Genomic DNA, 14,099 nt, shown 5'->3' with positions numbered 1-14,099 from the left:
TATGTCCCGTAAAGAGTTAGCCAATGCCATTCGCGCCCTCAGCATGGATGCCGTGCAAAAAGCCAATTCCGGCCATCCAGGCGCACCTATGGGCATGGCCGATATCGCCGAAGTGTTGTGGAACGACTTCCTGAAACATAACCCCAACGATCCGACGTGGTACGACCGCGACCGCTTTATTCTCTCTAACGGTCACGCCTCGATGCTGCTCTACAGCCTGCTGCATCTCTCCGGCTATAACCTGCCGCTGGAAGAGCTTAAAAACTTCCGTCAGCTGCACTCGAAAACGCCGGGACACCCGGAGCTGGGGTATACGCCAGGGGTCGAAACCACCACCGGGCCACTCGGTCAGGGGCTGGCGAATGCGGTTGGGCTGGCGATTGCCGAGCGCACGCTGGCGGCGCAGTTTAACCAGCCGGGACATGAAATTGTCGATCACCATACTTATGTGTTTATGGGCGACGGCTGTCTGATGGAGGGGATCTCGCACGAGGTCTGCTCTCTGGCGGGCACGCTGGGTCTGGGCAAGCTGATTGGTTTCTACGATCACAACGGCATCTCCATTGACGGCGAAACCGAGGGCTGGTTCACCGACGACACCGCCAAACGCTTTGAAGCCTACCACTGGCACGTGGTGCATGAGATTGACGGTCACGATCCCGAGGCGCTGAAAGCGGCTATTCAGGAAGCGCAAAGCGTGACGGACAAACCGTCGCTGATTATCTGTCGCACGGTCATCGGATTTGGTTCCCCGAACAAAGCCGGGAAGGAAGAGGCCCACGGCGCGGCGCTGGGCGAAGAGGAAGTGGCCCTGACCCGGCAGAAGCTGGGCTGGAAATACCCGGCCTTCGAAGTGCCAAAAGAGATCTACCAGGCCTGGGATGCCCGCGAGGCGGGCGAAAAAGCCCAGAAAGAGTGGAACGACAAATTCGCGGCCTACCAGAAGGCGCACCCGGAGCTGGCGGCTGAGTTCAGCCGTCGCATGAGCGGTGGCCTGCCTGAGGACTGGGAAGAGACCACCCAGGCGCTGATTGAGAATCTACAGGCTAACCCGGCGAAAATCGCCACCCGTAAGGCGTCGCAAAACGTCCTCAATGCCATCGGCCCGAGCCTGCCGGAGCTGCTGGGCGGCTCGGCGGATCTGGCGCCCAGTAACCTGACGATCTGGTCGGGTTCCACCTCGATCAAAGAGGATCTTGCCGGGAACTACATTCACTACGGGGTGCGCGAGTTCGGGATGACCGCCATTGCCAACGGTATCGCCCATCACGGCGGATTCGTGCCTTACACCGCCACCTTCCTGATGTTCGTGGAGTATGCGCGTAACGCCGCGCGTATGGCGGCGCTGATGAAGGCCCGGCAGATCATGGTCTATACCCACGACTCCATTGGTCTCGGGGAAGATGGCCCGACCCACCAGGCGGTGGAACAGCTGGCCAGCCTGCGTCTGACGCCGAACTTCAGCACCTGGCGTCCTTGCGATCAGGTCGAAGCAGTGGTGGGCTGGAAGCTGGCGGTGGAACGTCATAACGGCCCGACGGCGCTGATCCTCTCCCGTCAGAACCTGGCGCAGATCGAACGTACCCCGGAGCAGGTGAAAAACATTGCCCGCGGGGGGTATATCCTCAAAGACAGCGGCGGCAAGCCGGACGTGATTTTGATTGCCACCGGTTCGGAGATGGAGATCACCGTCAAGGCGGCCGAGAAACTCACCGCCGAAGGCCATGCGGTGCGGGTGGTGTCGCTGCCTTCCACGGATATCTTTGATGCCCAGGATGAAGCCTACCGCGAGTCGGTGCTGCCTTCAGACGTGACGGCGCGTGTGGCCGTTGAAGCGGGGATCGCGGATTACTGGTACAAGTACGTCGGGCTGAAGGGGGCAATCGTCGGGATGACCGGCTACGGTGAATCCGCTCCGGCCGACAAGCTGTTCCCGTTCTTCGGCTTTACCGTAGAGAACGTGGTAGAGAAGGCGCAGAATTTGCTTTAAGTGCGTTGCCGGGTTGTGCGGCCTGATGCCCTCACCCCGGCCCTCTCCCACAAGGAGAGGGAGCAAACACTAAAAACGGCAACCATAGGGTTGCCGTTTTGCTTTTACCTTGTAATCCACAGCGTCGGCCATGAATCCGGGCCATGCCAGTTATCGCAGCTCGGCTCTTCGGCATAGCGCACCAGACGGAAGCGCTGCCCGCTAAAACGCCAGCGCGTCTGGATACCGCAGTCTGCAATGCCCCGGCCCAGCGCCAGGGTGGTCAGCTCGCGGCTCTTCTCATCAAAACTGGCGTTCATTAACTCCATCTCGCTGCTGTCGCTCGACGGCACAAAAGGCAGGCGCAGGCGCACCACGTGCGAAGCGAACGGCTTTTTACGCGAGACCAGCCAGGCTAAATCGACGGTGTTGTATGCCCCCGCCTCGCAGCTAACTATCAGCAGCGCTTTGTCATCCGTTAAGGCGGTGACCCGCACTTCACGACGCGCCGGGTCGAGGGAACACTGGCTGTTATTGATGCGCCAGGTGCCATAGTCCAGTAGATCGCTGCGCTCCTCGCGGGTAAGCGGCGTCGGGGTCGGGTTCACCACGGCCACCTCTTTCAGCGCAGGTGCGGGCGGCACGCTCAGCGGCGGCTGCGCGCCTTTGTTGATCCACGCCGTTTCACTCCCGCCACGCTTTTGCTGGGCGTCAATAAACTGCAGCGCCTCTTTCAGCCCATCCAGAGAGATCGTCTGCTTGCCGTCGGCAAGGGTGATAGCCCTTTTTTGCTGCAGGGTGGTCAACAGGGCGGTAATGGTGGCGGCATGGTCAGTGGTCAAGCGCCACGGGGTAATTTTCCAGTGCGGGGGATCGAGGCGCAAGGGCTCGCCGTCAAGCAGCAAGCGGGGCGCGATGGCGGGCTGTTTAGGATCGGGCGTTTCCAGCCCACCGAGATCGATACGCAGCACCGCGTCGGTTTTCGCCCCGGCGCTGCGGCTTAAGGTCATCACCAGCCCGTTGTGCTCGCCGGTGTTGCGCGCGATGCAAAAGTTCTGGTTATTGCAGGTCACCTGCCAGTCAGTGAACGACTGCTGTGCAGGTGCCGCCCGGGCCAAAGACGCAGGCAGCACGCTGAGCATGAAAACAAGTAAAAGGCAGTGACGCATGAATAGCAGGATCCCGGAAGCAATGACTGGACAGACAGACCGTATCTTCCTGCTCATAACGGGGTAGCTCAATCAGATTTATCGGATAGATTTATATAAAATACATCTTATTAACGGTAATAAGATCAAGCCATTAACCCGGAACTTTGCAAATATTGCAATAATATCACCGTTTTGCCGTCCCGTATTTCACCCGTCTGTATCATCGCAAGTGCCTGAACGAAGGGCAGTTCCAGCACCTCAATCTCTTCATCTTCAATCCCGCCGCCCTCCCCGGCGCGCCGGGCGTCGCTGTATTCCGCCACGAAGAAATGGACGATCTCTGTTACTCCGCCCGGAGACATATAGAGTTCAAACACTTTACGCGCCTCGCCGACCACGAAGCCGGTCTCCTCAACCGCCTCTTTGCGAATGCACACTTCCGGCTCGTCGTTGTCCAGCAGCCCGGCGCAGGCTTCAATCAGGCGTCCGTCGGGGTTGCCGTTCACCCAGGTGGCGATGCGGAACTGGCGGATCAGCACCACGCTCTTCTTCTCACGGTTATAGAGCAGGACCGTGGCACCGTTGCCGCGATCGTAAACTTCGCGTTTGTGGCGCACCACTTCGCCGTTACGCCGCGTCAGGTCGTAGGTAAGGTTACGCAGGATGAAATAGTTATCAGAAAGGCACTTGTCTTTAATTAGTTCAATTTTCACGGTAATACGGGCTCCGTTGCGCATCATGCCGGTCATACTACGCTGCGAAGCCCGCATTGTCGCCCGTCGGGTTAATGGACGACTCCAAGCCAGTCGGCGATCCCCTGGGCGGCATGTCGCCCTTCGGCCATCGCCGTCACTACCAGGTCGGCGCCGCGCACCGCGTCGCCACCGGCAAAGATCTGCGGGTTGCTGGTCTGATAGCGGTAGCGTGATTCGACGCTGGCGGCAATCCGCCCCCAGTCATCCACCTCAACACCCTGCGCCTGCAGCCAGGGCATCGCATGGGGGTTAAAGCCGAAGGCCATAATTACCGCATCGGCAGGCATCACAAACTCGCTGCCCTCAACCGGCACCGGACGGCGGCGGCCCTGGGCGTCGGGTTCACCCAGCCGGGTGCGCAGCAGGCGGATGCCGTTTACCTGGCCATTATCATCAAGGGTCAACTCCACCGGCTGGACGTTGAACTCAAAGGCCGCGCCTTCTTCTTTAGCGTTCTTAACCTCTTTTTTCGAGCCCGGCATGTTGGCTTCATCCCGGCGATAGGCGCAGGTCACGTTCGCGGCCCCGTGACGCAGGGCGGTACGCACGCAGTCCATCGCCGTATCGCCGCCCCCCAGCACCACCACGTTCAGCCCGGCGGTATCAACAAAGGGGTCATCCGCTGATGACGGCAGTCCCATCAGCTGGCGGGTATTGCCCACCAGGAACGGCAAGGCATCGTAGACCCCCGGGGCATCCTCATGAGGAATGCCCGCTTTCATCGAGCGGTAGGTGCCCACGCCGACAAACAGGGCGTCGTAATCGCTGAGCAACTGCGTAAGCCGGATGTCTTTGCCCACTTCGCAGTTGAGCTCAAAGCGGATGCCCATGGCGGTGAAGATCTCCCGGCGGCGGGCCAGCAGGGATTTATCCAGCTTAAAGGCCGGAATGCCGAAGGTGAGCAGACCGCCGATTTCCGGATGACGGTCATATACCGTGACGCCGATCCCGCGGCGGATCAACGCGTCGGCGCAGGCCAGCCCGGCAGGTCCGGCCCCGATAATCGCCACCTTTTTATTGACCGGCGTGACCTGGCTCAGATCCGGCCGCCAGCCTTTGGCCAGCGCCTGATCCGAAATATAGCGCTCGATGTTGCCGATGGTCACCGACCCGGCCACGTCGCGCACCGTGCAGGCCCCTTCGCAGAGTTTGTCCTGCGGGCAGACCCGGCCCGTGATTTCCGGCAGGCAGTTGGTCTGATGGGATAACTCTACCGCAGCGTCGATATCCCCCGCTTTTACCCGCTCGATCCACTGGGGAATATGGTTGTGCAGCGGGCAGGTCCATTCGCAGATCGAATGCTCGCCACACTTCAGGCAGCGGTCTGCCTCCCGCTGCGCCTGCGCCGGGCGGAACGGCAGATAGATTTCGTCAAAATTACCCGCCCGCGCTTCGGGGGTGAGCTTATCCGGCTCGCCGCGCGCTGGCAGCGCGTACATCTGCTCGCGTTTGCTAACGGTTGTGGTCACGCTCGCCGACCGGGTCTGCCACGGCTGGGCCTCTTGCCGCGCGGTGCGCAGTCGCCTGGCACGAGCCAGCTGGTTCAGGTTTTCGGGGGTGACCAGCGACAGGGCATCTGCCGGGCAACTCTCCACGCAGGCGGGGCCCTGCGGGCGTTCAGGGCAGAGATCGCACTTCTGGGCAGTGGCCGCAAGGGGCGTGGTGACGATCTCCATGGTGCCAAACGGGCAGGCAACCACGCAGGCTTTACAGCCGATACATTTGTGTCCCTCCACCTGCACGCTGGCATCCACCCGGCTGATGGCCCCGTTCGGGCAGCTCTGCATACAGGGGGCGTTTTCACAGTGATGGCAGGTGACGGCGCTACGCTTACTGCCCTCTTTCACCACCGTGATGCGAGGGGTAAACTGGCGCTGGCTGAGGACGTGTTGCTCATTATTATGTGCCATGACGCAAGCGACCTCGCAGGCATAGCATCCAATACATTGCTGGCTATTTGCCATAATAAAACGGTTCATGACGATTCCCTTGCAGGCTCTGATAACCTTATTCTTTTAATGGAATAGTGTATTTACCCACCGCAACGGTAACAGGCAATGTTCATTTGCCCAGGAACGGGAAATATTTCGCCTGAACCTGTGTCAGATCAATTAATTTCATCACGAGTGAAATTACGTTTCATTCCTTTAAGACAAGGCTTATCAGGACGCGATTAGTGAGAGTTAAACAACCTGTTTCACGCAGCCTTGCCCGGGCCTTTTTCTCCATCATCGCCCTCTCTCTGCTGACCAGCGCCATCGCGCTGTTTACCCTCGCCAGCGGGCAGCGTGATGCCGAGGCGATCAACCTGGCCGGCTCGTTGCGAATGCAGAGCTATCGCCTGGGATACGATATCCAGCGGGGCAGCGTCGACCTGCTGCCGCATCGCAAAATCTGGCAGCAAACCCTCAACGCCCCTGCCCTGCTCACCCTGAAAAGCTGGTATGTGCCGGACGAGGTAAAGGAGCGCTATCGCCAGCTGCAGATCTCATGGCAGGCGGTGGATCAGAAACTCGCTCAGGGTGATTACGTCTGGTATCAGGGCCAGATGGACGCATACGTGGCGCGTATCGACGCTTTTGTTCTCTCCCTGCAGCACTACGCCGAACACAAGATCCGGCTGGTGTTCGCCATCTCCCTGGCGGGCGGGACGGGTATTTTCCTGCTGGTGTTTATCACCCTGCGCCGGATCCGCCGGCAGGTGGTCGCCCCGCTCAATCACCTGGTGACCTCCAGCCTGCAAATCGAGCAAGGCCACTTTGATACCCCGGTGCCGGATACCGATCTGCCCAACGAGCTTGGCCTGCTCTCCCGCACCTTCAATCATATGTCGACGGAACTGCACAGCCTGTACCGCTCGCTGGAGAGTTCGGTTGAGGAGAAGACGCACCATCTGCACGAAGCCCACCAGCAGCTGGAGATGCTGTTTACCTGCTCCCAGGCGCTGAATACCGGCAAGATAGACAGCCACTGCTTCCGCAACATCCTGCACATAGTCTGCGAATATACCGGGATAAATTATCTGGCCCTGCACACCAGCGACGGCTGGCAGATGCAGGAGGGCGAAGCCGCAGCGCATCTCGACACCCAGGTGCTGCCGGTGGTGATGCTGGAGACCCGCTTCGGCGAACTGCGCTGGCAAAGCGAACAGCGCGCCGTTCCGGTGCCGCTGATGAAGAGCGTCGCGACGATGCTTGGCCGGGGCCTGTTTTCCAACCAGGCGCAGAAGCACTATCACCAGCTGCTGCTGATGGAGGAGCGCGCCACCATCGCCCGCGAGCTGCATGATTCCCTGGCGCAGATGCTCTCTTATCTGCGTATCCAGCTGACGCTGCTCAAACATGCGGTGCCGGAGGAGAACGAAACGGCGCAGGCGATCATCACCGATTTCTCCCGGGCGCTGAATGCCGCCTACCGCCAGCTGCGTGAACTGCTCACCACCTTCCGCCTGACGCTGAACCAGGCCAATCTGCCGGCCGCGCTGCAGGAGACGCTGGAGGATTTACAAAAACAGACCGCCGCCCGGCTGAGCCTCGACTGCCAGCTTTCGTCGCTGGCGCTGGATGCGCAGATGCAGGTGCACCTGCTGCAGATTGTCCGGGAGGCGGTGCTGAACGCCATCAAGCATGCGCAGGCCAGCGAGATTACGGTCAGCTGCGTCACCGACCCGGACGGCAGCCACAGGGTGACGATCTGCGATAACGGCATCGGGATTGGCGATGCCAGCGAGCCGCCGGGTCACTACGGCCTGAACATTATGCGCGAGCGCGCCGAACGCCTGGGGGGAACCCTGAGCTTCTCGCAGCCGCCGGACGGCGGTACCCAGGTCAGCGTCAACTTTCGATCTTCAACTACCATCGAGGGTAAATAACGGTAAAAACAGGCGGGGAGTCATCTTTCAGCCGCGCGGATGAACAATACTCACCGCTGCACAACGGGCGATGGCGCGGAGAAAGCGCATGATAATTTACATTATCTCCTTTATTTCTCCACGTTTGACATCCCCCTTACCGCTAGAGTTATGCGGGCTATAAACCATTACGACGCGCAGCAAAACGAGGTCCTACTTTAATGGCGAATTTTTTCATCGATCGCCCCATTTTTGCCTGGGTGCTGGCAATTCTGTTGTGTCTGACCGGCACGCTGGCTATTTTTTCCCTTCCCGTTGAGCAGTATCCCGATCTGGCTCCGCCTAACGTGCGGATCACGGCCAACTATCCGGGAGCATCCGCGCAAACCCTGGAGAACACCGTCACCCAGGTGATTGAGCAGAACATGACGGGCCTCGACAACCTGATGTACATGTCGTCCCAGAGCAGCGCCACCGGCCAGGCGTCGATAACCCTGAGCTTTACCGCGGGCGCCGACCCGGATGAAGCGGTGCAACAGGTGCAGAACCAGCTGCAGTCGGCCATGCGTAAGCTGCCGCAGGCGGTACAGAATCAGGGCGTGACGGTGCGTAAAACCGGCGATACCAACATCCTGACCATTGCGTTTGTCTCCACTGACGGCTCAATGGATAAGCAGGATATCGCCGACTATGTCGCCAGTAATATTCAGGATCCGCTGAGCCGTATCAACGGCGTGGGGGATATCGACGCCTACGGGTCGCAATACTCGATGCGTATCTGGCTCGACCCGGCGAAGCTCAACAGCTTCCAGATGACCGCGAAAGACGTCACCGACGCCATCGAATCACAGAACGCGCAGATTGCGGTGGGCCAGCTGGGCGGAACACCGTCCGTGGACAAGCAGGCGCTGAACGCCACCATCAACTCCCAGTCGCTGTTACAAACCCCGCAGCAGTTCCGCGATATCACCCTGCGCGTCAATCAGGATGGATCCGAGGTGCGTCTGGGGGATGTCGCCACCGTGGAGATGGGGGCCGAGAAGTACGATTACCTGAGCCGTTTTAACGGCAAAGCGGCCTCCGGGCTGGGCGTTAAGCTGGCCTCCGGCGCTAACGAGATGGCCACCGCGGAGCTGGTGATCGACCGTCTCGATGAGCTGTCGCACTATTTCCCCCACGGGCTGGAATACAAAATCGCCTACGAGACCACCTCGTTCGTGAAGGCTTCCATTGAAGATGTGGTGAAAACCCTGCTGGAAGCCATCGCCCTGGTATTCCTGGTGATGTATCTGTTCCTGCAAAACTTCCGCGCAACGTTGATCCCGACCATCGCCGTCCCGGTGGTGTTGATGGGCACCTTCACGGTGCTCTACGCCTTTGGCTACAGCATTAACACCCTCACCATGTTCGCGATGGTGCTGGCGATAGGCCTGCTGGTGGATGACGCCATCGTGGTGGTGGAGAACGTCGAACGTATCATGAGCGAAGAGGGACTCTCGCCCCGTGAAGCCACACGGAAATCGATGAAGCAGATCCAGGGCGCGCTGGTGGGTATCGCCATGGTGCTGTCGGCGGTCTTTGTGCCGATGGCCTTCTTCGGCGGCACCACCGGGGCGATCTACCGCCAGTTCTCAATAACCATCGTTGCGGCGATGGTGCTGTCGGTGCTGGTGGCGATGATCCTCACCCCGGCGCTGTGCGCCACCCTGCTTAAGCCGCTGCATAAGGGCGAGCAGCACGGTCAGAAGGGGTTCTTCGGCTGGTTCAACCGCATGTTTAACCGCAACGCAGCGCGCTACGAAGCGGGCGTGGGGCGGATCCTGCAACGCAGCCTGCGCTGGATGCTGATCTACGTTCTGCTGCTGGGGGGCATGGTCTTTATGTTCCTGCGCCTGCCCACCTCGTTCCTGCCGCTGGAAGACCGGGGCATGTTTATCACCTCGGTACAGCTACCGAGCGGCTCGACCCAACAGCAGACCCTGAAGGTGGTGCAGCAGGTGGAGTCGTACTTCTTTAACAAAGAGAAAGACAACGTGCTGTCGGTCTTTGCCACCGTGGGCTCCGGCCCCGGCGGGAACGGGCAGAACGTGGCGCGTATGTTTGTCCGCCTGAAAGACTGGGATGAGCGTGATGCCAAAACCGGGAGCTCGTTCGCCATTATCGAGCGCGCCACTAAAGCCTTCAGCCACATTAAAGAGGCGCGGGTCTTTGCCAGCAGCCCTCCGGCCATCAGCGGGCTCGGCAGCTCGGCAGGCTTTGACATGGAGCTGCAGGATCACGCCGGAGCCGGTCATGACGCCCTGATGGCCGCCCGCGACCGGCTGCTGGAGCTGGCCGGGGAAGAGCCTTCCCTGACCCGCGTGCGCCACAACGGTCTGGACGACAGCCCGCAGCTGCAAATCGATATCGATCAGCGCAAAGCGCAGGCGCTGGGCGTCTCCATCGACGACATCAACGACACCCTGCAAACCGCGTGGGGCTCAAGCTACGTGAACGACTTTATGGATCGTGGCCGCGTGAAGAAGGTCTATGTCCAGTCGGCGGCTAAATACCGCATGCTGCCGGACGATATCAACCTGTGGTATGTGCGCAATAAAGACGGCGGCATGGTGCCCTTCTCGGCCTTTGCCACCTCGCGCTGGGAGACCGGTTCACCGCGTCTGGAGCGCTATAACGGCTACGCTGCGGTAGAGATTGTCGGGGAAGCCGCGCCGGGCGTCAGCACCGGTACCGCCATGGATACGATGGAAAATCTGGTGCAGCAGTTGCCTGCCGGGTTTGGCCTCGAGTGGACCGCCATGTCCTATCAGGAGCGCCTCTCGGGTGCCCAGGCTCCGGCATTGTATGCCCTGTCGCTGCTGGTGGTGTTCCTGTGTCTGGCCGCGCTGTATGAGAGCTGGTCGGTGCCGTTCTCGGTAATGCTGGTGGTTCCGCTGGGGGTGATCGGCGCCCTGCTCGCCACCTGGATGCGCGGCCTGGAAAATGACGTCTACTTCCAGGTGGGGCTGTTAACGGTTATTGGCCTGTCGGCGAAGAACGCCATTCTGATTGTCGAGTTTGCCAACGAGATGAATGAAAAAGGCCACGACCTGATGGCCGCGACGCTCGAAGCCTGTCGCCAGCGTCTGCGTCCTATTCTGATGACCTCCCTGGCGTTCGTCTTTGGCGTGCTGCCGATGGCAACCAGCTCCGGTGCGGGGTCCAGCAGCCAGCATGCGGTGGGTACCGGGGTGATGGGCGGGATGATCTCGGCGACGATCCTCGCCATTTACTTCGTGCCGCTGTTCTTTGTTCTGGTGCGTCGACGTTTCCCGTTAAAGGAACGACAGAAATAAGCTACTGAAAATAAAAAAGGCGTCCTTACCGGACGCCTTTTTTGTGTGTTTATTTTCACACTATTGTTATTAACTAATTAAGTGCTCTTGCAATTCTTGCTGAATGTCATTTACGAAGCATGCCTTCGATAAAATCTTTCCAGTTCCCCAGTTCACGTTCAATCATAACTACCTCTCTTATTATTATGGGCCATTCTACGAGAATATATCATCATTGTGAAGACTTTTTAATCAGTGGTACTGCTCTACCCCCGTTGGTACGACTGGCTTGTAGATAATATGGGTCCTTCTCCATAAATTTTATGTGACCAACTGCAATATTTTGAAATAACCTTGATCGAGGGTGAGATGTTTATTTACTCCCTGTTCTTACTAAACTTTTTCGCCGTTGGACTTCTATGCGATAAAGATGAAATAATATTCATGACCTGTGCACTATTTATGCCGCGGTTGAATATTCAATAATGTAATAAAACAAATGTGTTATATTTCCGCAAACCTTTAATCATCGAAAATACTGAGCAACTGCCCACTTTTAAGACAAAAGGATTCACCATGACCACCCTGTACGGCATCAAAAATTGCGACACCATTAAAAAAGCCCGCCGCTGGCTGGAGCAGAACAACGTTGACTACCGTTTTCACGACTATCGCGCTGACGGCCTTGATGCTGATTTGATGCAGAAATTCATCGCCGAGCTCGGCTGGGAAGCCCTGCTGAACACCCGCGGCACAACCTGGCGTAAACTGGATGAATCCCTGCGCGCCAGCATCAACAATGCGGACAGCGCCGCGGCGTTAATGCTTGAAATGCCTGCAATCATCAAACGCCCATTGCTCTGGACGCCCGGTAAGCCTATGCTGCTGGGTTTTAACGAAAACCAATACCAAACCTATTTTATTGAGGTGTAGTCTATGTCATGCCCGGTCATTGAGCTGACTCAGCAGCTTATTCGCCGCCCTTCCCTGAGCCCCGATGATGCGGGTTGTCAGGCTCTGATGATCGAACGCCTGCGGGCGATTGGTTTTACCGTCGAACCGATGGATTTTGGCGACACGCAAAATTTCTGGGCCTGGCGCGGTCAGGGTGAAACACTGGCGTTCGCCGGCCATACCGATGTGGTGCCAGCCGGGGATGCCGACCGCTGGATCAATCCGCCTTTCGAACCGACCATCCGCGACGGCATGCTGTTTGGCCGCGGCGCGGCGGACATGAAAGGCTCCCTGGCGGCGATGGTAGTTGCCGCTGAACGTTTCGTGGCGCAATACCCGAACCATAAAGGCCGTCTGGCGTTCTTGATCACCTCTGATGAAGAGGCCAGCGCTAAAAACGGCACCGTGAAGGTGGTTGAAACGCTAATGGCGCGCAACGAACGTCTGGATTACTGCCTGGTGGGCGAGCCGTCCAGCACCGAAGTGGTGGGTGACGTGGTCAAAAATGGCCGTCGCGGCTCCATCACCTGTAACCTGACCATTCACGGCGTACAGGGTCATGTGGCCTATCCGCATCTGGCCGACAATCCGGTACATCGCGCCGCCCCGATGCTCAACGAGCTGGTCGGGATCGAATGGGATAAGGGCAACGACTATTTCCCGCCGACCAGCATGCAGATTGCCAACATTCAGGCCGGTACCGGCAGCAACAACGTTATCCCTGGCGATCTGTTTGTGCAGTTTAACTTCCGCTTCAGCACCGAGCTGACGGACGAGATGATCAAAGCCCGCGTGGTGGCCCTGCTGGAGAAACACCAGCTGCGCTACAGCATCGACTGGTGGCTGTCCGGCCAGCCGTTCCTGACCGGACGCGGTAAGCTGGTGGATGCGGTGGTTAACGCTATCGCGCACTATAATGAAATTAAACCGCAACTGCTGACCACTGGCGGAACCTCTGACGGACGCTTTATTGCCCGCATGGGTGCACAGGTGGTCGAACTTGGGCCGGTGAACGCCACGATTCATAAAATCAATGAATGCGTGAACGCCGCAGATTTGCAACTGCTGGCCCGTATGTATCAACGTATCATGGAGCAGCTCGTCGCCTGACGGTTGCCCCAAAGAAGGATAAGCGAATGGACTGGCTGGCTAAATACTGGTGGATCCTGGTACTGGTTTTTCTGGTAGGCGTGCTGCTGAACGTGATCAAGGATCTCAAGCGCGTTGACCATAAGAAATTCCTCGCCAACAAACCTGAACTCCCTCCCCACCGTGATTTTAATGACAAGTGGGATGATGAAGACGACTGGCCGAAGAAAGACCAGAAGAAGTAACGCCTTCACCCTCTCCCCGACGGGGAGAGGGTTATCCGCTAAAAGAATTCAACAATATCGTCATCATTCGGCTTGCCGCCGCTGAGCGCTTCATCGAAGTAGTGTTTCGGCACGGTATACCGCAGGTGATCCAGCGCAAACTGAACGCTGCGATCGTCAATGGCGTGGCCCAGATCGTCGACAATATCCAGCGTCACATCGCCCCCTGCGCGGATCAGCGCTTCCTGAGCGGCAACCGCATGGGAAAGCTCGATCACGCGATCTTCCCCGCCGTGGATCAGATGGATAGTGGTCTTCGTGGTCGCCTGCTCAGGCAAGGTCGCATAGCGACCGTTGAAAGCAATCACCCGTGAGACCAGACCCGGCTCCGCCTTTACGCTCTCCAGCGCCATGATCGCGCCCTGAGAAAAACCAATCAGCGCGGTGGCATCTGACTTCACCCCGCTCTGCTGCTGCCAGTAACGCACCGTTTCGACAAAGGTCGGCATGATGGCATCCACCCGCCCCTGACGGCTCTCTTCGGTCACGTCCTGCACCGAAAACCACTGGCGACCGTTCGGGCCGCACGGCTGTGGACCGCCCACGCTGACCACCAGAGCGTCGGGAAACAGCGGCGCAAACCAGCTGCCAACCTGCCCCATATTGACCGGGTTATCGCCGACGCCATGAAACAGCAGCAGCAGCTGTTTGGCCGGTTTATCGGGGCTCTGGACAACAAAATGGTCATGTTTCATGGCAGTCTCCTTAATTGATAAACGGGATTCTACGCCTG

Annotated in this window: 11 protein-coding genes; 6 read left to right on the top strand and 5 right to left on the bottom strand. The window is 58.6% G+C overall.

Going from position 1 to position 14,099, the window contains the following annotated elements:
* Position 1 precedes the first annotated feature (1 nt).
* Positions 2-1,990, top strand: coding sequence for a transketolase (gene tkt / locus FFB58_RS10070; protein ID WP_138369788.1), 1,989 nt, complete (start codon positions 2-4; stop codon positions 1,988-1,990).
* 104 nt (positions 1,991-2,094) lie between these two features.
* Here tkt and FFB58_RS10065 read toward each other — a convergent pair whose 3' ends face one another.
* The 3 genes from FFB58_RS10065 to aegA form a co-directional block, all read right to left on the bottom strand.
* Positions 2,095-3,138, bottom strand: coding sequence for a DUF1176 domain-containing protein (locus FFB58_RS10065; protein ID WP_138369787.1), 1,044 nt, complete (start codon positions 3,136-3,138; stop codon positions 2,095-2,097).
* Between the two features lie 125 nt (positions 3,139-3,263).
* Entirely contained in the window at positions 3,264-3,839 is a 576-nt protein-coding gene (nudK, locus tag FFB58_RS10060; RefSeq protein ID WP_138370001.1) for a GDP-mannose pyrophosphatase NudK, read from the bottom strand.
* Between the two features lie 65 nt (positions 3,840-3,904).
* The gene (gene aegA, locus FFB58_RS10055; RefSeq protein WP_138369786.1) at positions 3,905-5,854 is read right to left on the bottom strand and encodes a formate-dependent uric acid utilization protein AegA; all 1,950 of its coding nucleotides are present in this window, start codon (positions 5,852-5,854) and stop codon (positions 3,905-3,907) included.
* Positions 5,855-6,051: 197 nt separating this feature from the next.
* Here aegA and narQ point away from each other — a divergent pair, with 197 nt between their 5' ends.
* Together narQ and acrD are read left to right on the top strand one after the other, a co-directional pair.
* The gene (gene narQ / locus FFB58_RS10050; protein ID WP_138369785.1) at positions 6,052-7,746 is read left to right on the top strand and encodes a nitrate/nitrite two-component system sensor histidine kinase NarQ; all 1,695 of its coding nucleotides are present in this window, start codon (positions 6,052-6,054) and stop codon (positions 7,744-7,746) included.
* Between the two features lie 200 nt (positions 7,747-7,946).
* The gene (acrD, locus tag FFB58_RS10045) at positions 7,947-11,060 is read left to right on the top strand and encodes a multidrug efflux RND transporter permease AcrD (protein WP_138369784.1); all 3,114 of its coding nucleotides are present in this window, start codon (positions 7,947-7,949) and stop codon (positions 11,058-11,060) included.
* Between the two features lie 106 nt (positions 11,061-11,166).
* Here acrD and ypfM read toward each other — a convergent pair whose 3' ends face one another.
* Positions 11,167-11,226 carry a protein YpfM gene (gene ypfM / locus FFB58_RS10040; RefSeq protein ID WP_015572204.1) on the bottom strand — a complete coding sequence of 20 codons (60 nt, stop codon included), beginning with the start codon at positions 11,224-11,226 and terminating at the stop codon, positions 11,167-11,169.
* A gap of 389 nt (positions 11,227-11,615) precedes the next feature.
* Between ypfM and FFB58_RS10035 the strand changes: the two genes are divergently transcribed.
* The 3 genes from FFB58_RS10035 to FFB58_RS10025 are packed head-to-tail and all read left to right on the top strand — an operon-like array spanning position 11,616 to position 13,327.
* Positions 11,616-11,972, top strand: coding sequence for an ArsC family reductase (locus FFB58_RS10035; protein WP_138369783.1), 357 nt, complete (start codon positions 11,616-11,618; stop codon positions 11,970-11,972).
* A gap of 3 nt (positions 11,973-11,975) precedes the next feature.
* Positions 11,976-13,103: a succinyl-diaminopimelate desuccinylase gene (dapE, locus tag FFB58_RS10030; RefSeq protein WP_039029678.1), complete on the top strand. Its 1,128-nt coding sequence runs from the start codon at positions 11,976-11,978 to the stop codon at positions 13,101-13,103.
* A 26-nt stretch (positions 13,104-13,129) separates the two neighbouring features.
* The gene (locus FFB58_RS10025; protein ID WP_039029679.1) at positions 13,130-13,327 is read left to right on the top strand and encodes a YpfN family protein; all 198 of its coding nucleotides are present in this window, start codon (positions 13,130-13,132) and stop codon (positions 13,325-13,327) included.
* Between the two features lie 38 nt (positions 13,328-13,365).
* Here FFB58_RS10025 and ypfH read toward each other — a convergent pair whose 3' ends face one another.
* Positions 13,366-14,061, bottom strand: coding sequence for an esterase (gene ypfH / locus FFB58_RS10020; protein ID WP_138369782.1), 696 nt, complete (start codon positions 14,059-14,061; stop codon positions 13,366-13,368).
* Positions 14,062-14,099: the final 38 nt, after the last annotated feature.

The sequence above is a fragment of the Enterobacter sp. MF024 genome, assembly GCF_005843915.1.
GTDB classification, from domain to species: domain Bacteria; phylum Pseudomonadota; class Gammaproteobacteria; order Enterobacterales; family Enterobacteriaceae; genus Enterobacter; species Enterobacter barmai.
The sequence above is the reverse complement of the archived record's forward strand: the minus strand, read 5'-3'. Positions and strand labels throughout refer to the sequence as shown.